The sequence below is a fragment of the Paenibacillus aceti genome (genome assembly GCF_003614185.1).
Taxonomy (GTDB): domain Bacteria; phylum Bacillota; class Bacilli; order Paenibacillales; family Paenibacillaceae; genus Fontibacillus; species Fontibacillus aceti.
Genome location: NZ_KZ987724.1, coordinates 396001 through 416565 on the forward strand (window position 1 = coordinate 396001; position 20565 = coordinate 416565).

Consider the following 20565-nt stretch of genomic DNA (forward strand, 5'->3'; position numbering starts at 1 on the left):
GTAATGCATCATATGAGGACATAGAATCCTTGGTGATTGACCCATGTTTGATTTCATTAGCCTATTTCGGGATTTTAAGGAAGGCGCATTGGGGGGCCAAGGAGGAAGGAGGTACATACAAGTGAGTAATTGGGTATATATCATCGTAAGTGTGCTTGTCGCTGCCTTCGTCGGCGGGATCACGAATCATTTTGCGATTAAGATGCTGTTTCACCCAAGGAAGAAAATAATGATTGGCAAATTTCGAGTTCCATTCACTCCCGGGCTGATCCCGAAGCGCAGAGAGGATATCGCGGAGTCACTCGGGAATGTGGTCGCTGATTATCTGGTTACGACGGAAGGGCTACAGGAAATGGTGCTCAGGCCTTCCTTCAAGCTGCAGGTAGAGGAATATTTCCAGGGGTTGCTCCATAAATGGAGCGACAGCCCGCTCACTCTGAAGGAAGCGGCATTGACCGTATGGGATGAAGACAAATGGGATACCTTCAAGCTGAAACTTAACGGTGTCGCCAATACCATGCTGGAACGGGGAATCGATCTGGTATGGGATCAATATGGCTTTGGTGAGAAGGCGCTCAAAGAGGTGATTCCCGGCTGGACGGAGGAGAACCGCGAGCGCTGGAGCGATATGGCGGCTGAGGCGCTGCTGCGGACGATTGAAGAGGAGCTGCTCTCTTCTGGAGGACAGCGGATGCTGTCGAAGATGGCGTCTGGCATGGCCGACCAGGCCGGAGGCTTCCTCGGCACGATGGCGGCGATCTTCATGGACGAAGACAAGCTGGTGCGCAAGCTTACCCCTGTCTTAGTCCGGGCTCTGCGGAGCGAGGACACGAAGGCGAAGGTGGCGCGGGCAGTGAAGGACAGGCTGGAGCAGTATGCGGAGAAGTCTGTGGGCGAGTTCTTGGAACTATTGACTGGAGGGGAAGGCAAGGAGTGGCTGAAATCCCAACTCGGCAAGCTACCGCTGGATAAATGGGCAGGTATGGCCGGGGAAGCGAAGATTTCATCCTTGCTGGCACCATGGACTACGCAATTAGAGAATGCGATTCCTCCAGCGACAGATCGTATGCTAAGAGGAATCGTGCGCACCATCCCGCTAGCCATGCAGGCGATCCAGCTGCCTAAGCTGGTGCATGAGCAAGTGCAGAAATTCCCAATCGAGCTGCTGGAGGAAGTCATTCTCAGTGTGTCCGGCAAAGAGTTCCGCGCCATCACTTGGCTTGGCGTATTCCTCGGCGGGCTGATCGGTCTGTTCCAATCTCTGTTCATGCTATGGTGGCGCTAGATAGTGGTATTCCTGTAAAGTTGAAGTTACTGCCCGCTGGGGCTCAAAGTCTGCCGGGGTGTGGGGGTTCACGCCAGCAAAGCCTGCAAATATGCAGGAATTTCGCAGCTTTGACCACCCGGGAGAGTAAATTCCTGCGAAAATGCATCTTTTTTCCTCAAATCTGCCTCATTTCGGTGAAAAAGAGCTAAAAGCCTGCATATTTGCAGGAATTCGCTAAGAACCGATGGTTTTATGCGCAAAAGCCTGCATTTTTGCAGTTTTCGAACCTGCCCAGGGGCTAGCACGAGGAATCTGGTACAGGTAAGTTAACAGGGAAAGTTAGTATGGTGCGGTTAATGTGGTGGTTTGCACGGTAGTTCAAGAAGACCAAATATCGTAGGAGTAAATGGAGGAAATAGAACATGATTATTTATGATAAAGCGAATGAGTTGGCAAAAACGTTGCGAGAGAGCCAGGAGGTAGCCGATATCAAATCAGCAATGAAGCTGATCGAGCTCGATGTGGATAGTAAGCGGATGCTCGATGAGTTCCGTGCCCAGCAGGAGCAATTGCAGCAGCGGATGATGGCTGGGGATATGCCATCTCAAGAAGAGATGGGCCAGATGGAGAAGCAGTTCGAGAGCCTCAGCCTCAACCTGAACATCCGTCGGCTGTTCGATGCGGAGCGCCGCTTGAGCGTCATTATCCAGGACGTGAACAAGATTATTACGGATAGCCTGCAAGACTTGTACGGCCCATCGATCCAAGGCTAAGGCGAGCATCAGTAGCATTTAAGTATCGTCCTAAGTACCAGCATCACCAAAGCATACAGGGTGGGAAAATTAATCTTTCATATTATTCTCGCTTCCTTCATAGAGTAGAAATATAGATTCCATGTACGAGCCTATGGGATGCTGTCTATTCCAAGAAATGAAGGAGCTGTAGATAAGATGAAGGTTGTCAAGAAGAAGAGTAAATGGAAACACGCTGTGTATCTGATTCTAGCCTTGGCTATGCTGGTATATGCTGTTCCGCTGATTAAGCTGTCGCCAAGCGAAGGTTGGGTATTCTGGTTCGGGATCGTCTGGGCGGCCTTTGCCCTGCTTGTGGTGGGAGCGCATTTACATTTCCTGTTAGGGGTTAATGAAGAGAAGCAGCGTGCCCTCGATGCCGTCCGCCGCGCCAAGCTGAAGGAGTGGCAGAGCAAATGGGGAGCCGAGGATCGGCAGAACCAGAGCCATAGCCTGTAAGCAAAACGGTCCAATCTCAACAACAGGTCGCTAACGAAACAGGGGCGCTATTGCTGCGAAATTACGAGCATTTGAAATCCAACGAAACACCAGATCGTTATTCCCGCAAAACAGGGGCGAAGCTGCTCCAAATGAGCATACTAACGATAGCAGGTTTCGTTAGAAAGTGAGAAGGCGTCAATATGCCTAAATAGCGTTACCCAGTTTCATTAGATCCATCTCTAGTAAACGCGAATCTTCCGGTTGATTTTAAACAGGAGGGTTCGCGTTTTTGTCTATAAAATGGTGTTTCCAACAAAATCGATCAGGCCAACAATCCAGAGAATCTACTATAACGAGATTTTTTACTGGTAAAAACAATTGCATTTTACCAAATAAATATTGTAAAAAATAGCGCTTATCAGCCTATTAATCATCCGTTTACCTATAATTTATACCTCAAATAACAGAATAAGGGTAATTTATGATGAATTTTACCGATAAAATGTATTGACTTTTTACTAAGATAAAAAATATAATTAAAAGCATAAAAACGAATACGCTTTCATAACAACTTCAGGCAAGGAGGTGCGGTCCGGCAGTAACTTTTATCCGTCATAAATCGGCTGTGTGGAGTGATGTTCAGGATTCAGCGTAGTGCTTAAGATTTGTAAATCAAATTTAGGGGGGCCTTACATGCTGAGAGTAAAAGGAACAGGAAAATCATTATTGATTACGATGCTGCTAGTTTGTCTGACTTTAACGGCTTGCGGAGGAGGATCTGGAGGAAAGGCGGCGGATCAGGGCGGTAAACAGACGATTCGATTTGCTACTTGGGATTCGGAGGATAACCTGACTCTGCAGCAGGAACTGATCGATCAATTTAATGAGACCCATACGGATATTCAAGTGAGTCTGGAAGCTTATGGTAGTGATTATGATACGAAGATTACGGCTGGAATGGGAGCGAAGGACGCGCCGGATGTGATGTACATGTGGAACTATCCGACATATAAAGATGCGCTGGAGCCTTTGGATTCCTATATCGAGCAGGAGGGTGGCAGCTTCAAGGACAATTTCTATGAGACATTGTGGAATTATAACTCGGCCGATGGGCAGATTTTAGGCTTGCCAGTAGGTTATACCACCCATGTAGTCTACTATAACAAGGACTTATTCGATGCAGCTGGAGTTCCTTATCCACAGGATGGATGGACATGGGCGGATCTGCAGGAGGCAGCCAAGAAGCTGAGCGACAAGGCGGAGAATATTAGCGGCTTCGCGTTCTCGGGTAAGCCTGACCCTTATGATTTCGAGATGTTCCTATGGGGCAATGGCGCTTCCTACATCGATGATCAGGGGAATCTTGAAGGAAATCTGAACAGCCCTAAATCGATCGAGGTATTAACCATGTTCCAAAACATGCTGAAAGAAGGCTATGCGATCACGACGGAAGGCTCTGGAGCAACGGAGATGAAGTCGGGTAAGGTAGCGATGTTCACCAACGGTGCATGGTCTATCGCTAGTCTGCGGGAAGCAGGCATTAACTTCGGAGTAGTTGAATTACCTAAATTTAAAGATGGAAGCGCTGTCAGCGTAGTATCCTCCTCAGGCATCTCGATGTCGAAGGAATCGAGCAAGAAGGATGCCGCCTGGGAATTCATTAAATTCTGGACGAGTGAAGAAGCGAACAAGGCGCGCATAGATTACGAGCTTCCAGTATTGAAGACCGTAGTCGAGAGCGAGCAATTGCAGAATGACGATATGAAGCGAGTGTTCTATCACATGCTTGAGATGAGTGAGAAATACACACCAGCTTCCTTCAAGGTAGACAACTGGAGTGAAATATCCGAGAATTTGCAGCTGGCATTCGAACAGATTTTTAATCCGAGCACCTTGATGGACCCGAAGACAGTTCTGGATGACGCGGCGCAATAGCAATACAATACGGAGGTTAGCTATGGAACAAGCAGCCAAACGCTTCAAAAGATCCCGCAGATTAGGGAAATGGACCCCTTACTTATTTATATCTCCTTGGATCGTCGGGATCTTGCTGTTTACGGTAGGGCCGTTGATATTTTCGCTAATCATGAGCTTCTTCAATTGGCCCGTCACTTCCAAGCCGAAGTTCATCGGGCTGGACAATTACTCCAAAATGTTCACAGATGATCCTCAATTCTATAAGTCATTGTGGATTACATTGAAGTTTGCGGTTTTCTATGTCCCGCTCAGTCTGGGCATCTCATTGATCCTAGCCCTGCTCATCACGCAGCATGTGAAGGGCGTCAAAATATTCCGCACCATCTTCTACCTGCCAGCAGTCGTATCCGGCGTTGCGGTATCGATCATTTGGGGCTGGATTTTCAATACGAAATACGGCATTTTGAACTATGCCTTATCTCTGCTCGGCATCGAGGGGCCCAAATGGCTGGTCGATCCGAATAGCGCGATTATCTCCATCGTCATTGCCAGCGCGTGGGGTGTCGGCACGATGATGCTGATCTTCTACACGAATATTAAAGGCATTTCGCCCGATTTATACGAATCGGCAGCGATTGACGGGGCAGGGCCCTTCCGCCAGTTCAGAAGCATCACCTTGCCGCTGATTACGCCGACCTTATTTTTTAACCTGATCACATCAACGATCTCTGCCTTACAGCAATTGACCCTTGTCCTGCTGTTAACGAACGGCGGGCCGCTCAAATCGACTTATTTCTACGGGCTATTCGTATACAACAATGCGTTCAAGCATCATAAGCTCGGTTACGCCAGTGCGAATGCCTGGTTCATGTTCATTATCATCCTGTTGCTAACAGCGTTGATCTTTAGATCTTCCTCAGTCTGGGTGTTCTATGAGAATGAAGTGAAGAATAAGCCTGCGCGGGGAGGAAAGGGCAAATGAAGACTTCAGCCTGGTACAAAACCATTATATATTCTCTACTAGTGTTGTTCTCGGTCTATTTTTTGTTTCCTTTTATCTGGATTGTGCTGACTGCCTTGAAGACTGAAGCGGAGGTTTACCAGTATCCGCTGGTGTTCTTCCCGAGTGAGTGGAAATTCTCCAACTTCATCGACGCCTGGAATGCTCAGCCCTTCAGCAAATATTTGCTGAATTCCGTAACGATCACAGTATTGACGACCATCGGGCAGATTATTTCCTGCTCCATGATCGCCTATGGCTTCTCCAGATATGAATTCAAGTTCAAGAATGGACTTTTCATCCTGCTGCTAGCGACGATGATGATTCCCTGGGACGTTACGATGATCCCGCTCTACATGCAGTTCAACCTGTTCGGCTGGATCAATACACTTAAACCGCTGATTATACCTGCCTTTTTCGGGTCGGCCTATTATGTCTTTCTGCTGCGGCAATTCCTAATGGGGGTGCCCAAAGAACTGGAGCATGCGGCCAAGATCGACGGGGCGAATGACTTCCAGACATACTCGAGAATATTCATGCCGATTATGAAGGCGCCGTTAACACTGATCGCCGTCTTGAACATGCTCAGCGTGTGGAATGACTATCTGGGACCACTCATCTTCCTGCAGGATCGCTCGAAGTACACATTGGCCTTAGGTCTGGCTGCGTTCAAGGGTGTTCATGAATTGCAGATTATTCCGATTATGTCGATTACGATCTTGATGATTATTCCGCCAGTTATCGCTTTCTTATTTGCACAGAAATATATCGTTGAAGGGATTAGCGGTGCTATTAAATAACAGCTGTCATGCTCTGCATAGAATGGTATTGGGGAGGATATTGGCATGAGAAGAACCTATAAACGTTGGGAGGATATTCATCTATCTCATATTAATCGTAAAAAAGCGCACGCAAGCTTCTGGCGTTACCGCTCGAAGGAGCAGGCGCTAGGTATGCGGAAAGAGGACAGTAACGGTTATTTGAGCTTGGACGGCGAATGGGAGTTTCTGTACTTGGAGGCGCCTGAATTGTCGCCGGCAGGCTTCTATCAAATAGATTATGATTCTAGTGAATGGGATCATATTGAAGTTCCGTCCTGTTGGCAAATGAAGGGATATGGGAAAATGAGCTACACCGACCTATACTATCTATTCCCGATCAATCCTCCGTTTGTGCCAACGGACAATCCGACAGGAATCTACCGGCGCAGCTTCCAGCTCAGGGAGCTGATGGCGGGACAGCGGACGATTTTGAAATTTAATGGCGTGGACAGCGCCTTTGATCTGTGGATTAACGGGCAGCATGCCGGCTATAGCAAAGTAAGCCGTCTGCCAGCGGAATTTGATATTACACCGTATATTACCGCAGGCGACAATCAAATAACGGTTCGTGTGTATCAGTGGTCAGACGGAACTTATTTGGAAGATCAGGATATGTGGTGGCTGAGCGGAATCTTCCGCAGCGTTGAACTCTATCAGATGCCGGAGACGGCGGTAGAGGATATCTACGTGGTGACGGCATTCGATGAGAGGTATCGCGATAGTGAGCTGCAGGTGCAGATTAAGCTGGATCGCCGCTCGGAGCAGACGAGAGAGCTTAAGCTTGCTTGCGAGCTGCTCGATGATCGAGGCGCACTCGTAGCGCAGATGGAGCAGGGGCTGGAGGTTACCGTCGGAGCGGCTCAGGAGATTACGCTGAAACAGCTGATCTCCGCTCCGAAGCATTGGACGGCCGAAACCCCATATCTGTACTCGCTGCTCGTAACACTGTATGAAGGGGATCAGGTCGTAGAAATCATTCCTCTGCGAATCGGCTTCCGCAGTGTTGAAGTGAAGGATGGCAATATCACGGTGAATGGGAAGGTCATTATGCTAAATGGCGTGAACCGCCATGACCATGACCCGGAGCAGGGGCGCACGGTTAGCGAGGCGCGCATGCGGCAGGATATCCTGCTCATGAAGCGTCACAATATCAATGCGGTACGCACCGCCCATTATCCGAATAACGAAGTCTTCTATGACTTGTGTGACGAATATGGATTGTATGTGATTGATGAGGCCGATCTGGAATGCCACGGCTTTGAGCTCATCGGCCGTTACGACTGGCTGTCCGACAATCAAGAATGGGAGCGCGCCTATGTCGATCGTGCCGAGCGGATGGTGCTGCGTGATCGCAATCATGCTTCGATTATTATGTGGTCGCTGGGCAATGAATCGAGCTTCGGCAGTAATTTTGCGGCGATGTCTCAGGTGTGCAAGCAGCTTGATCCAACGCGGTTAGTCCACTATGAAGGGGACCGCAAGGCGATTGTGACCGATGTCTATTCCACCATGTATACGCGGCTTGAGGCGCTGAAAGAGATCGGCCGGGATGAGGCAGGCAAGAAGCCGCATATTATGTGCGAATATGGTCATGCCATGGGTAACGGACCGGGCGGTCTGCAGGAATATCAGCAGGTATTCCGGCAATACCAGCGGCTGCAGGGCGGCTTCATCTGGGAATGGTGCGATCACGGCATTCAGCGGACCGATGAGCAGGGACATGTGTACTATGCTTATGGCGGAGATTTCGGGGATGAGCCTACGAATGGCAACTTCTGCATCGACGGCTTGATCTACCCGGATCAGACCCCTTCCCCGGCGCTGCTGGAATATAAGAAGGTTATCGAGCCGGTGAGGACGAGCGCCGTTGACTTGAAGCGGGGCTTAATCGAAATCGAGAATACGTATCAATTTATCGATCTATCTCACTTACAGCTGGAATGGCAGATTATATATGATGATCAAGTGTTTGACCAGGGCTTTGAGCCGCTTGGGGATATCCAGCCTGGCGAGAGGCGAGAGCATCAAATTCGCTACACGCTGGATGAGGTGTTGCCGAATACGGATTACTACTTGAACCTGAAATACAAGCTGAAGGAGAGCGCAGCTTATGCCGAACCGGGGCATGTTGTAGCCGATGCGCAGTTCAAGCTTCCCTATGAGCGGTCGGAGTTAACTGTACGCCAAGCAACAGGTGAACTCAGCATCATCCGGGATGCGGTTTATACGACGCTCTCGAACCCGAACACGAATGAGAGCTTCGAGGTAGTGTTCGATCATGTACGCGGCTATTTGCACAGCTATCGTAGAGACGGGGTGGCATGGATAGAACGTGGCCCAAGGATGACGATGTGGCGGGCGCCGATTGATAATGATATGTACAAGGTAGATGATTGGAAGAAGAAATATTTTCTCCATCTAAGCAGTGAGCAATTGATAGGCTTCAATGTGCAGGATCGCGGTCAGTATGTGGAAGTGAATATCGAGACGTATTTCAGTGCATTGAATCAGGCGTTCGGCTTCGAGACGATGTACCGTTATATCGTATATGCGGATGGGACGATCCGGCTTCAACTCTCGGGAGAGCCTATCATTCACGGCAAAGAGGTTCCGGCTATGCTGCCGCGGCTGGGCATGGAGTTGCATGTACGTCAAGGACTTGGACAAGTGACCTGGTATGGCAGAGGCTTCGGAGAGAACTATGTGGATAGCAAGCAAGCTGCCATGATGGGAGTATACCGTGCAAGTGTAGCGGAACTGCATACGCCTTATGTTTATCCGCAGGAGAATGGTAATCGTACAGATGTAAAATGGTTCAGCCTGGCGGATCATGAGGATTCGCTGCTGTTCAAGTCCCGTCATCGCTGTGAGCTTACCGTCCATGATTATACGACAGAGGCGCTAGAACGGGCGAAGCATAGACATGAGCTGGAGACAGCGCCTTATCATGCCGTTCATATCGACTATATGCAGACCGGGCTCGGCAGTAATAGCTGTGGGGAAGAGCAGCTGCCGCCATACAAGCTTGGCTTGCAGCCGTTCGAGATCGAGGTGGAATGGTCGGCTGTAGCCGCCGGAGCTGAAATCCGTGCGAGCAAGCTTCATTATACTGATGGGGAGTGAGGCCATGAAGATGAATATTGCCGATATTCCATTCAGTCGCTATGGTTCTTACTTTGCTTTTTCCTTAGATCGGAAGACGGGGAAGCTGCTGCTGCGGGATCTGCACGGCGGGGATGAAGCGCCGAGCAGCATATTTGAGATACAGCTTATACAGGATGGCGTGCCGGTTGAGTATGAACTCGATGTAACGGAGACGAGGCTTCGTCTCCTGCATCGAGTGCAGCCGCAGCGATACGCCGAGCTGTGCATCAGCGACGAGGACGTGATTCGCGGAAGGCTGCAGGGCGTATCCTTGCAGCTGACAGCGATCAAGTCCCGTTATGATAGTCTGATGCCGTACGGCGTGGACTCAAGACAATGGGAGTACCATCTGTACACCAAAGAGATCAAGCTGATGTTCACTCTGCTTAGCGGGGAGATCGATGTTGATGCGCCTTGGAGAACGGTGGGCAATGAGCGGATCGTCATCACCTTCCATCCGCAGAGCGGAGAAGGCAGCTTCGCGATCGAGAGCTACAGGACGGTCTGGCCGGGACGGGAGTATGATGATTATCCGGCGGCGTATGAGCGGGTGAGACGGAATTATGAGCAGTGGCTGCAGCAGATGACATCTGTACCGGAGCGCTACGAGCCTTCGCGGTGGTTGGCAGCCTATATTACCTGGTCCTGTGTCGTGCATCCCGAAGGACAGCTGACGGATTATGCGATGTATATGTCCAAGAACTGGATGTTCAACATCTGGAGCTGGGATAATTGCTTCAACGCGATGATGCTGAGCAAGCAGCAGCCGGATCTGGCGCTGGCCCAGCTAGAGATCTTCATCGCTCATCAGGATCGCAGCGGTATCTACGCGGATTTTATTAACGACAAGTTCGTCTCCTTCAATTGCTGCAAACCGCCGATCCATGCCTGGGCCTTCCAGCAAATGAGGAAACGCAACGCCAGGCTGAATGATAAGACGATTCTGGCCCGCATGTACGATAGCTTCAAGCGGGCGACGAACTATTGGCTTGAATGCCGTCGCAGTGATTCCTCGCGCCTGCCGGTGTACAATCATGGTAATGACTCGGGCTGGGACAATGCTTCGATTTTTCATGAAGGGATTCCGGTGGAAGCGCCGGATCTGGTGGCCCATCTAATTAGGCAAATCGATATATTAAGCGATTTGGCCAGCGAGCTGGAGCTGTGGGATGAAGCTGAGCAATGGAGGGAGCAGGCGGATGAATTGTATCATCTTCTGATGGAGCGTCTGTATGTCGAGGGTTCTTTTGTAGCCAGATATGCGCCGGAGAATCGTGTGATTGGGCAGCAGAGCAGCTTAATCCTCCTTATGCCCTTAGTCATCGGCTACAGGCTGCCCCGTAATCTGTGCGACAGGCTGGTGCAGACATTAATCGAGAAGTTCGACTCGCCTTATGGTTTGTGCACAGAAGCCTATGGGAGTTCATTGTATAAGGAGAACGGCTATTGGCTCGGTCCGATCTGGGCGCCCGTGACCTATTTGTTCATTGATGCACTTCAAAATAATGGATATAATGAATTTGCAACCGCATTAGCGAAGAAATTTATGGAACTGACTCTGGTCGGCGGAATGGCGGAGAACTTCGATCCATTCAGCGGCAAAGGCCTGGTAGATCCTGCCTTTACTTGGACATCGAGTGTATTTCTGCTGTTAGCGGAACAGTTCGCTATTGGCGGTGAAGGATAAGGAATGAGAAAATACGCGGGTGAACTCGGACTTGTCCTCGTCGCGATCATTTGGGGGACAGGATTTATAGCTAGTGCTATCTCGCTTGAATTTTTATCGCCCTATCAGGTGATGGCCATCCGCTTTCTGATCGCTGCCTGTCTCATGGCCTTGATATTTATGAAGCATTTGCGGTTGCTGACGCGGCCGGCGATAATGGCGGGCATTGTGCTGGGTGTCTTCCTGTTCTTTGCCTTCTTGCTGCAGACCTTGGGACTGCAATATACGACGCCTTCCAAGAATGCTTTCCTGACGGCAGTGAACGTGGTGATTGTTCCGTTTATCGGGTTTCTTTTATATCGGAGGGGGCTGGATAAATATGGGCTGATCGGTGCGATCTTAGCGATTGTCGGCGTGGGCATTCTATCCGTGGAATTGAACGGGACTTTTAATACTGGAGATATGCTTACCTTGCTCTGCGCGGTCTGCTTCGCCTTCCACATCTTCTTCACCGCTGAATTTGTCAAGCGATATGCACCGATAGGACTAACGATTGTGCAGATGTTCACCGCGTTTGTGCTATCCTTGCTAGTCATTTTGGTACGGGGTGAGACGATTCATTTTGCTCTGGATGGCCGAGGGTTGTTGGCTGCGTCTTATTTAGGCATCTTCAGCACGACGGTCGCTTTCCTGGTGCAGACGGTTGCCCAGAAATATACGACCGAGACGAAGGCGGCGATCATCTTATCGACAGAGGCGCTATTCGGGACTTTATTCTCCATACTGATCTTGCATGAGCAGCTCACTGTACGTATGATTATCGGTAGTATATTAATTCTGGCAGCGGTGATTACAGCGGAGACGAAGCTGGCTTTTTTACAAAATAAGATGAGTAGGCGGTATAATGGCAACGATTAAAGATATTGCGGATATAGCCAATGTTTCAATAGCAACGGTGTCGCGGGTATTGAATTATGATGAGACATTGAATGTGACCGATGAGACGAGACAGCGGGTGTTTGAGGCTGCTGAGCAGCTCTCTTATCAGGCGCCGAGCCGTAAGAAGCGTAAGCGAAAGTTCAAGATCGGACTATATTATTCATATTCACTGGAAGAAGAGCTGGACGACACTTACTATCTCTCGATTCGTGTTGCACTGGAGAAGAAGCTGGAGCAGGAGGGCCATAAGATATATCGGATTCGCAGCGGTGATCAGCCTGAACGGCTGAGGACCATCGACGGGATCATCTGTCTTGGCTTTTTCGTCAAAGAGGATATCGAACGGGTATCGAGCTTTCAGAAGCCGGTCGTCTTCATCGATTCCTCCCCAGATACAGATCGGTTCGATTCGGTCGTAATCGATTTCCATAAGGCGACGAGGAAGGCGCTCGATTATTTGCTGGAGCTCGGACACACGAGAATCGGCTTCATCGGCGGTGTAGATACAGATCAATTCGGCAATCATTATTATGATTTGCGGCAGGAAGTGTTCGAGAGCTACCTGAAGAGCAAGGGGCTCTACCGTGGTGAATATATTAAGATTGGCGGCTACAATCCGAAGGACGGCTACCTGCTGCTGAAGCAGCTGCTGGAGCTGGAGGAGAAGCCGACAGCGGTATTCGTGGCGAATGATACGATTGCGGTCGGATTGTACAAAGCCTGCTCCGAGCTGGGCTATCACATCCCGGAGGATATCAGCATCATCGGCTTCAATGATATCTCGGCTGCACAGTTCATGGTACCTCCGCTGACCACGATCCGTCTGAATACGGAGTTCATGGGCGAGGTGGCCGTGTCGCTGCTGCAGGACCGCCTGATTAGCGTCAGGGACATCTGCCTGCAAATTACGGTCCCGACGAAGCTGATCATCCGCGAGAGCGCCATCGGCGTGAAGTGAGATTGAGTTGTGGCGGCTGCGCGTGATTTCTAAGGAAACTACAGAACGCTATTTGCCCTAAAATAAGCGCAGCTCGATTCTAACGAAACACCATATCGTTATCTGACCCAAATCCCGGCTATAAGTGGCTATTTCGTCGAAATAAGGCTCCTCCGTTTCGTTACAATTTCTAGCGGCCCTTTTTGGCGCAAATAGCGATACCATGTTTCGTTAGAGCTCGCCGAGATCTCGCAGCACCTGCGATGGCGTACTGAAACCATCAGAGAAGTCGCTTCTGATGGTTTTTGTGTGTCTGAGTTGTTTATAATGGACTTCACCGACTTTTTCGCTTTTCCATTTGAGAAATAATAACACTACTAAAGCAGCAATACAGCCCCACCAGATGCTTAACAAGAGTTCATCTAATGAGCTCGGCCGCTCTCCCTCCAATATACGCTGGATTTCGCAGAAAATGTGCAACAGCCTGCATATCCGCAGGCTTTCCCTATGAACAGGTGGTTTCAGGTGATAAAGCCTGCCTATTTGTCCTATTTGCAGTTTTCCGTATTACGACGAAGGTCAAATAAGGTCAAATTAGACATTTTCGCAGCAAAAGCTTGGGGAAATCCGAAAATTTGCCCGATTTTGAGCTATATTGAAGCTTAATCGATTTTGTCATTCCCGGGGTGGAGGCATATAATATAGATGTAAGGTCAAATAAAGTCAAAGTCAAAGAAAGGGGAAATGAATTATGTTTGATCTGATTCCTTTTGGAAGACGCAGAGAGGATGCTTTTGGTCAGCTGGTCAAATCCTTCAACGATGTGTTCAATGATGATTGGTTCGCACCGTTCAAGGGTCCGGGAATGTCCTTCAGGACAGATATTCGGGAAACGGACCAAGCCTATTTGGTGGAAGCGGAACTGCCTGGTTTTCAGAAAGATGATATCGAAATCAACTATGCAGCCCCTTACTTAACCATCAAAGCTGTACGTAGAGAGGACAATAGGGTCGAGGATCTTGACCAGCAAGTTGTCCGTCAAGAACGTCATTACGGGGAGTATATCCGCAGATTCTACGTCCAGGATATCGACGACAGCAATATAACCGCAACCTTGAAGGATGGAGTCCTCAAGCTGGAAGTTCCTAAACAAGCAAATGCCAGCGTTAGACGGATTCAAATTCGCGATGACAGGGACATTTAATGGATCGGGCTAAGGCCTCTCTCGCCATTCAGTTGGTGGGAGGGGCTTTTTTGCGTCCTTACAACTCCTACCTGGAAAATAAAAGAAAACCAGAATGAGTTGATTTTTTCACTTTTACAATAGGGAATTAAGTGTATAATAGATACAGAATAGTACAGATTCGGATCGGGGGTATAACAGTTGGAGGGGCATGAAGAGAGTATTACAAAGCATGAGCAGCTGCTTCAATATATTGAGGGACTAAAGATCGGCACGAAGATATCGGTGCGTAAATTGGCCAAGACGATGAGCGTGAGTGAGGGAACGGCTTACCGTGCGTTAAAAGAAGCGGAGAACCTGGGGATCGTCATTACAAAAGAGCGAATCGGTACAGTCCGTGTCGAGAAAAAGCCGCGTAATCTGTCCGATCAACTGAGCTTCGAGGACGTTGTTGAAATCGTGGAAGGCCATGTGCTCGGCGGGGCCGAAGGCTTAGGCAAGACACTGCATAAATATGTAATCGGTGCGATGAAGATCGATGCCATGGCGCGTTACATTGATGCGGGCAGCCTACTGATCGTCGGGAACCGGGAGAATACCCATTCCCTGGCGCTGCAGCAAGGCTCTGGAGTATTGATTACTGGCGGATTCGGGACGAGCCGTGAGGTCAAAAATTTGGCGGATTCCCTACAGCTTCCGATTATTTCTTCCCGTCACGATACGTTTACGGTCGCTTCCATGATTAACCGAGCTCTCTTCGACCGTCTGATCAAGAAGAAAATTATGCTGGTCGAGGATATCGTCGTCAGAAAACCGCGGGTCAGTATGCTGAAGCTGAACAGTACGATTGCTGATTTTGATGAATTGTCGATTGAGACGGGGGCGCAGCATTTTCCGGTGGTTGACGAATGGAATCGGGTGGTCGGCATCATCAGCCGCAAGGATGTTGAGGATCTTAAAGGGGATCAGAATATTGAGAAATGCTTAATCCGTCATCCTATTACAGTCGGCATGCAAACTTCACTGGCTTCCGCGGCACAGATTATGGTATGGGAGGGGATTGACTTCCTGCCGGTCGTGGACCGCAATCGTAAGCTGGTCTCCTCGGTAACGCGCAGAGAGGTACTGCAGGCGATGAGAGATGCGCAGAATCAGCCACAGATGGGTGAGACGTTCGAGCATTTGATGTGGAATGGATTTGCCGAAGAGCGTGACCAGGACGGGAAGCTGTTCTTTCACGGGATGATCACGCCGCAGATGGCTACTAATTTAGGGACGATCTCTCATGGAGTGCTGAGTTCGATAATGACGCAGGCTGCCTTGACCTTTGCCAAGGATATCAGCGGAGGAGACTATGTCGTCGATAATCTATCGACCTATTTCGTCCGGCCTGTCCAGATTGAGAATCCGGTCGTGATCAGTCCGGTCCTCTTGGAAATTAGCCGCCGGGCCTGCAAATTGGAAATGCTGATGAAATACCAGGACAATATGGTGGCGAAGGCGATGCTAACTCTGCAATTCATCGACCATGCGTAAGTTACTCTGCTCTTTGGCGGGCGAAGATCCCATAATTACGGATGCCGGCAAAAATATTAAAGGCGCCCAGCACCATAAATACTGCACCTACGATAACGCGAATGGTGGAGCCGCTGAACATGAACATTTGAATCATCGCAAGAAATAATAGCATGAAGCCCATGCTGATATTGCTCTTGGCCTGCGTAATGCCGCGCTTATGGGTGTTGACAGAACGGCGCGCCTTGAGGCTGAATACGATGGAGCATATGCTGGAGGCGATCAAGCCTGCATATAAGACGTACAGAATACTATCGACCATAGAATTGGCCAGCTCCTTTTCTAGTGAGTATTAATTAGTATATTATGTAAAAACGAATGTGATTTATTTCATTGTATCATGAAAAAACCGTTCTGGAGCATGAAATATCAACTTCGCACATATGGCCGCATATCGACCCAAACCTGCAGTACGCCTTCGCTGACCAGCATGGTTTTAATTTGGATGCTATAATCCTTGTCGCGGACGGAATATATTTTTCTGTTCAGCAGCGTTCGGGCCATTTTGGCATCGGAATCAATATCGAAGATATTCCTGCCACGCAGCACCTCAAGCTCGTCCTGCAGCATCTGCACGACCTCCTTGACGGCTAGAGAATCCAGAGGCGGATCGCGTTCCTCCACTCTAACTTTGACCTCTTTAACGACAGTGGAGCGGTTCTGGTATTTTCGCAGCGTCTTATTATCTTCCTCCGCTTGATAGAGCTGGATCTGCAAATCCTTATTCTCAATCCACAGCTGATTATAGCTTGCTTGGAACACCATATTATAGGCGATACTGCCGATGACCATCCCGAGCAGGAATACCCCGACAAATTGCATGAAGCGCTTGAATCCCTGAAGAGTAGGCCATTTTCTATCCTTCATCCCCTGCCGCCTCCGCACATCCAGCGGACGATCTCCGCTCCGATATGAGCGCCGAGGAAGGCGAACATCAAATAGGCAATTTGCTTGATCGCCGGAGAGATATTTCCGTCAAAAAAATTACTCTCTATCACCCGCATCGGATCGATCGTTCCGCCTACGGCTGCGGCAAGCGCCCAGATTTTGATTCGGCCCGCAATTTCAAGCATGCTCTGCGTCGGTGGCTGAAACGCCATAACAGCGCCGATTCCTCCAATCAACGCTCCTCCGACTACAATGCCAAAAGCAACAAAAAAGTCTATGGTGGCCTTGGTTAGAAATGTACTCATCTTCTGTCATCTCTCCTTTCGCCGGATGGCTCGTCCAGGCTATGATTTCATGGATGGGCGGATAGCTCCCATACCTTCACTACTCTCATTCTATGGGCGCAGACTGGGGTTGTATGATAAAATCTTTTAATAAAGAGACAGATTTATAGATCAGGTTGGTTAAGTACGGATTCGTATAGAAAGGAAGGAGACGCATGGACAGCTTTGTTCACCTGCATGTACACAGCGAATACAGCTTGCTCGATGGAGCCGCCCGGCTTGAGGAACTGGTCAAAAGAGCCGCAGGCTTCGGTATGAAAGCGCTGGCGCTGACAGATCACGGAGTGATGTACGGTGCGGTTCCTTTTTATAAATTATGTAAGGCAAATGGAATCAAGCCGATTATCGGGTGCGAAATGTACTTCACGACCGGGTCGCGCAAGGAGCGGGGCAGCCGGAAGGACCAGCCGATTCATCATCTGATTCTGCTGGCGAAGAATCTGCAGGGATATCAGAATCTGATGCGATTATGCTCGATTGCGCAGCTGGAAGGCTTTCATTATAAACCGCGGATCGATTGGGAGGTGCTGGAGCGCCATGCTGAGGGGCTTGTCTGCCTGAGCGCTTGTCTAGGTGGTGAGGTGCCACAGCATTTGCTGCACGGCCGTTATGAAGAAGCGAAGCGGGCTGCTCTGCGCTATAAGGCGGTGTTCGGTGAGGACTTCTATTTGGAACTGCAGGATCACAGCATTCCAGAGCAGAAGATGGTGAATCCGCAGCTGATTCAGCTGGCTGAAGAGACGGGCATCGCACTGGTGGCGACCAATGATGTCCATTATCTGGAGCAGACGGATGCTGAAGTGCAGGATGTGCTGATCTGTATCGGCACGGGCAAGAGTGTTGAGGACGAGGATCGTCTGAAAATGAATACGAACCAGCTCTACCTGAAGAACGGGGCTCAGATGGCCGCGTTGTTCCCGCATGTGCCGGAAGCGATTCGCAATACAGCGGTGATCGCTCACAAATGTGAGCTGGAGCTGGAATTCGGCAAGCATATTCTGCCGGCTTACCGTCCGATCCCTGAGGGGATGGATGCGGCAGCTTACCTGAAATCTCTCTGCCAGCAAGGGCTTGCCGAGCGCTATGGCGGTTTGCCGGAGTGGCAGAATGAGGAGGCCCAGGATACACTGCAGCAGCGGCTCAATTATGAGCTGGAAGTTATCGCGAATATGGGTTTTTCGGATTATTTTCTGATCGTGTGGGATTTCATCGCTTATGCCCATCGGCATGGTATCGCTACCGGGCCGGGGCGGGGGTCCTCCGCGGGCAGTATCGTCGCTTATGTACTGCATATCACGAATGTAGATCCTTTGAAATATAATCTGTTGTTCGAGCGTTTTCTCAATCCAGAGCGGGTGACGATGCCGGATATCGATATAGATTTCAGCGATGAGCGCCGGGATGAGGTTATTGCTTATGTAGCTGACAAATATGGACCTGAACATGTAGCGCAGATTATTACCTTCGGTACGATGGCTGCGCGGGCGGCTGTGCGTGACGTCGGCAGGGCGCTGGGTGTTCCGTTCGGTGAAGTGGATAAGGTAGCCAAGCTTATCCCTGGCAGCCTGGGGATGACGATTGAGCGCGCGATGAAGGAGAGTCCGGATTTGAAGGGGCTGTATGATTCACAGCCGCGTATTCAAGGCCTGCTCGATATGGCTAAGAAGGTAGAGGGGATGCCCCGGCATGCCTCGACCCATGCGGCGGGTGTGGTCATCTCCCGTGATCCGTTGACAGATGCGGTGCCGCTGCAGACAGGAAGCGAAGGGACGGCGCTGACGCAGTATTCCATGGAGAATCTCGAAACGATCGGATTGCTGAAAATGGACTTCCTCGGTTTGCGCACTTTGTCGATCATCGAGCGCTGCATGAGATGGATTACGGAGGAGAGCGGGGATGCCCCGGATTTTCGCATCATTCCTGATGATGACCGGAAGACCTATGAAATGCTGGGCCGCGGTGAGACGACGGGGGTATTCCAGCTTGAATCGGCGGGGATGCGGCGGGTGCTACGTGATTTGAAGCCGTCGCAGTTCGAGGACATCATTTCTGTCCTGGCGCTTTATCGTCCAGGTCCGATGGAATTCATTCCGAATTATATTTCCGCGAAGCACGGGCTGAGTGAGGTTCATTATCCACATCCGGATCTGGAGCCGATTCTGAAGGATACGTATGGCATTATCGTCTATCAGGAGCAGATTATGCAGATCGCTTCGCGGATGGCTGGCTTCTCGCTGGGTGAAGCGGATTTGCTGCGCCGGGCTGTGTCGAAGAAGAAGCGTGAAGTATTGGATGAGCAGCGCGGTCACTTCGTAGCTGGGAGCAAGGCTCAGGGCTATAGGAAGACGGATGCGAATGCGGTCTATGATATGATCGTCCGCTTTGCGGATTATGGTTTTCCGCGGGCGCATGCTGCGGCGTACGGGGTGCTTGCTTTTCAGACAGCGTACTTGAAGGCACACTATCCGGTGCATTTCATGGCCTCGATGCTGACGGCGGTCATGGGTAGCCACCGCAAGGTTGCTGAATACATCGTCGAGTGCCGCCGGATGGACATCGTCGTGCTGCCGCCGGATGTGAACGAGAGCGGGGTGCTGTTCACACCAAGGGTGAGCGGTGCCAATAAGTCTGGGGCGGTGGGCAATTCGGAGACGTCCAGTTTGGATACGGATTTGTCGGTGGATTCAGGCTCGGATTCCGATTTGAACTTACAGATGTCTTCTGTTCCTTCGGATAGAACGATGTCAATGAATTTTGAAGAATCTACGGATCCAACAAGCAACTTTCCTCCGGTGCTTGATACGGATGGTGCAGGGGTAGAAGCAGCAGGGAGTTCTCAGAAGGTTGAATCAGGAGAGCATTATGGAGTCATACGCTTCGGACTGGCTGCGATCAAAAATGTAGGCACCCAGGCGATGGAGAGTATCCTGAAGGAGCGGCAGGAGCGACCTTTCGATAGTCTGCTCGATTTCTGCCGCCGCGTCGATCTGCGTGTCTGCAACAAGCGAGTGATCGAGTCGCTGATTCAGGGTGGCGCGTTCGACTCGTTGCCTGGACATCGCGCTCAGTTGCTGGCGATGCTGGATGAGACGGTGGAAGCGGCGGCGAAGTGGCGCAAGGAACGGGATGATCTGCAGATTCAATTATTCGATTTCGTGGAGACGCCGAATTGGAATATTGAGTATCCTGAGATCCCCAAGTTTACAGTAGGGCAGCAGCTTGAACTGGAGCGTGAGCTGCTGGGCCTGTACTTATCCGGTCATCCGCTGGATGATTTCGATGAATTGCTGAATGAAGAGGGAATTGAGCGGCTGATGGATTTGGCCGAGGCTGCAGATGAGAGCGAGGCCGTTGTGGCTGGCATGGTCGTCTCGCTCAAGACGATCGTGACCAAGCAGGGCAAGCCGATGGCTTTCATGGAGCTGGAGGATCAGATCGAGCGCTGCGAGGTGGTCTTGTTCCCGAACGTGTGGCGGCGCTGTGCGCCACACGTGACGAAGGGCGCGCTGCTCGCGCTGCGCGCCACGGTCCAGCAGCAGGACGAAGGCTTCAAGCTGCTGGCCGATGAGGTAGCGCCGCTGAGCGCGCAGAGCCTCGCCGCGCTGCGGCGCGGGCTAGGCCGCCGGCGCAAGGCGGCGCCAGCGAGCGCGGG

16 protein-coding genes are annotated in these 20565 nt (G+C 50.4%); 13 read left to right on the plus strand and 3 right to left on the minus strand.

The window, feature by feature from the left end; genetic code table 11:
* Positions 1-121: 121 nt before the first annotated feature.
* The 12 genes from BFJ94_RS01810 to BFJ94_RS01865 all read left to right on the plus strand — a co-directional run bounded on the left by BFJ94_RS01810 (position 122) and on the right by BFJ94_RS01865 (position 15642).
* Positions 122-1285 (plus strand): DUF445 family protein, encoded by a 1164-nt coding sequence (locus BFJ94_RS01810; RefSeq protein WP_120460649.1) that lies wholly within the window; start codon positions 122-124, stop codon positions 1283-1285.
* Between the two features lie 404 nt (positions 1286-1689).
* A complete protein-coding gene (locus BFJ94_RS01815) occupies positions 1690-2040 on the plus strand; it encodes a YlbF/YmcA family competence regulator (protein WP_120460651.1) in 351 nt (116 codons plus the stop codon).
* Positions 2041-2217: 177 nt separating this feature from the next.
* A complete protein-coding gene (locus tag BFJ94_RS01820) occupies positions 2218-2517 on the plus strand; it encodes a hypothetical protein (RefSeq protein ID WP_120460653.1) in 300 nt (99 codons plus the stop codon).
* 675 nt (positions 2518-3192) lie between these two features.
* Positions 3193-4434 (plus strand): ABC transporter substrate-binding protein, encoded by a 1242-nt coding sequence (locus BFJ94_RS01825; protein WP_120460656.1) that lies wholly within the window; start codon positions 3193-3195, stop codon positions 4432-4434.
* 22 nt (positions 4435-4456) lie between these two features.
* Positions 4457-5398, plus strand: a complete 942-nt coding sequence (locus tag BFJ94_RS01830) for a carbohydrate ABC transporter permease (RefSeq protein WP_120460658.1) — start codon at positions 4457-4459, stop codon at positions 5396-5398.
* Entirely contained in the window at positions 5395-6216 is an 822-nt protein-coding gene (locus tag BFJ94_RS01835; RefSeq protein WP_120460660.1) for a carbohydrate ABC transporter permease, read from the plus strand. Before BFJ94_RS01830 ends, BFJ94_RS01835 begins: the two co-directional genes overlap by 4 nt.
* Positions 6217-6261: 45 nt before the next feature.
* Positions 6262-9360 carry a glycoside hydrolase family 2 TIM barrel-domain containing protein gene (locus BFJ94_RS01840; RefSeq protein ID WP_120460662.1) on the plus strand — a complete coding sequence of 1033 codons (3099 nt, stop codon included), beginning with the start codon at positions 6262-6264 and terminating at the stop codon, positions 9358-9360.
* 4 nt (positions 9361-9364) lie between these two features.
* The gene (locus BFJ94_RS01845; RefSeq protein ID WP_229716861.1) at positions 9365-11068 is read left to right on the plus strand and encodes an amylo-alpha-1,6-glucosidase; all 1704 of its coding nucleotides are present in this window, start codon (positions 9365-9367) and stop codon (positions 11066-11068) included.
* Between the two features lie 3 nt (positions 11069-11071).
* Positions 11072-11965, plus strand: coding sequence for a DMT family transporter (locus tag BFJ94_RS01850; protein ID WP_120460664.1), 894 nt, complete (start codon positions 11072-11074; stop codon positions 11963-11965).
* Positions 11952-12944: a LacI family DNA-binding transcriptional regulator gene (locus BFJ94_RS01855; RefSeq protein WP_120460666.1), complete on the plus strand. Its 993-nt coding sequence runs from the start codon at positions 11952-11954 to the stop codon at positions 12942-12944. Before BFJ94_RS01850 ends, BFJ94_RS01855 begins: the two co-directional genes overlap by 14 nt.
* 730 nt (positions 12945-13674) lie before the next feature.
* Positions 13675-14127 (plus strand): Hsp20/alpha crystallin family protein, encoded by a 453-nt coding sequence (locus tag BFJ94_RS01860; RefSeq protein WP_120460668.1) that lies wholly within the window; start codon positions 13675-13677, stop codon positions 14125-14127.
* A gap of 180 nt (positions 14128-14307) precedes the next feature.
* Complete coding sequence (locus tag BFJ94_RS01865; RefSeq protein ID WP_120460670.1) at positions 14308-15642, plus strand: DRTGG domain-containing protein; 1335 nt, start codon at positions 14308-14310, stop codon at positions 15640-15642.
* Between the two features lies 1 nt (position 15643).
* On the opposite strand, the gene BFJ94_RS01870 is transcribed toward BFJ94_RS01865, so the two are convergent.
* The 3 genes from BFJ94_RS01870 to BFJ94_RS01880 all read right to left on the minus strand — a co-directional run bounded on the left by BFJ94_RS01870 (position 15644) and on the right by BFJ94_RS01880 (position 16874).
* On the minus strand, positions 15644-15943 hold the full coding sequence (locus BFJ94_RS01870; RefSeq protein ID WP_120460672.1) for a YtpI family protein: 300 nt from the start codon (positions 15941-15943) through the stop codon (positions 15644-15646).
* Between the two features lie 107 nt (positions 15944-16050).
* Positions 16051-16548: a sporulation membrane protein YtrI gene (locus BFJ94_RS01875; protein WP_120460674.1), complete on the minus strand. Its 498-nt coding sequence runs from the start codon at positions 16546-16548 to the stop codon at positions 16051-16053.
* Positions 16545-16874 carry a YtrH family sporulation protein gene (locus tag BFJ94_RS01880; RefSeq protein ID WP_120460676.1) on the minus strand — a complete coding sequence of 110 codons (330 nt, stop codon included), beginning with the start codon at positions 16872-16874 and terminating at the stop codon, positions 16545-16547. Before BFJ94_RS01880 ends, BFJ94_RS01875 begins: the two co-directional genes overlap by 4 nt.
* 194 nt (positions 16875-17068) lie before the next feature.
* Between BFJ94_RS01880 and BFJ94_RS01885 the strand changes: the two genes are divergently transcribed.
* Positions 17069-20565, plus strand: a 3497-nt coding sequence (locus BFJ94_RS01885) for a DNA polymerase III subunit alpha (RefSeq protein WP_240431886.1), incomplete at its 3' end; no start/stop codon positions are given.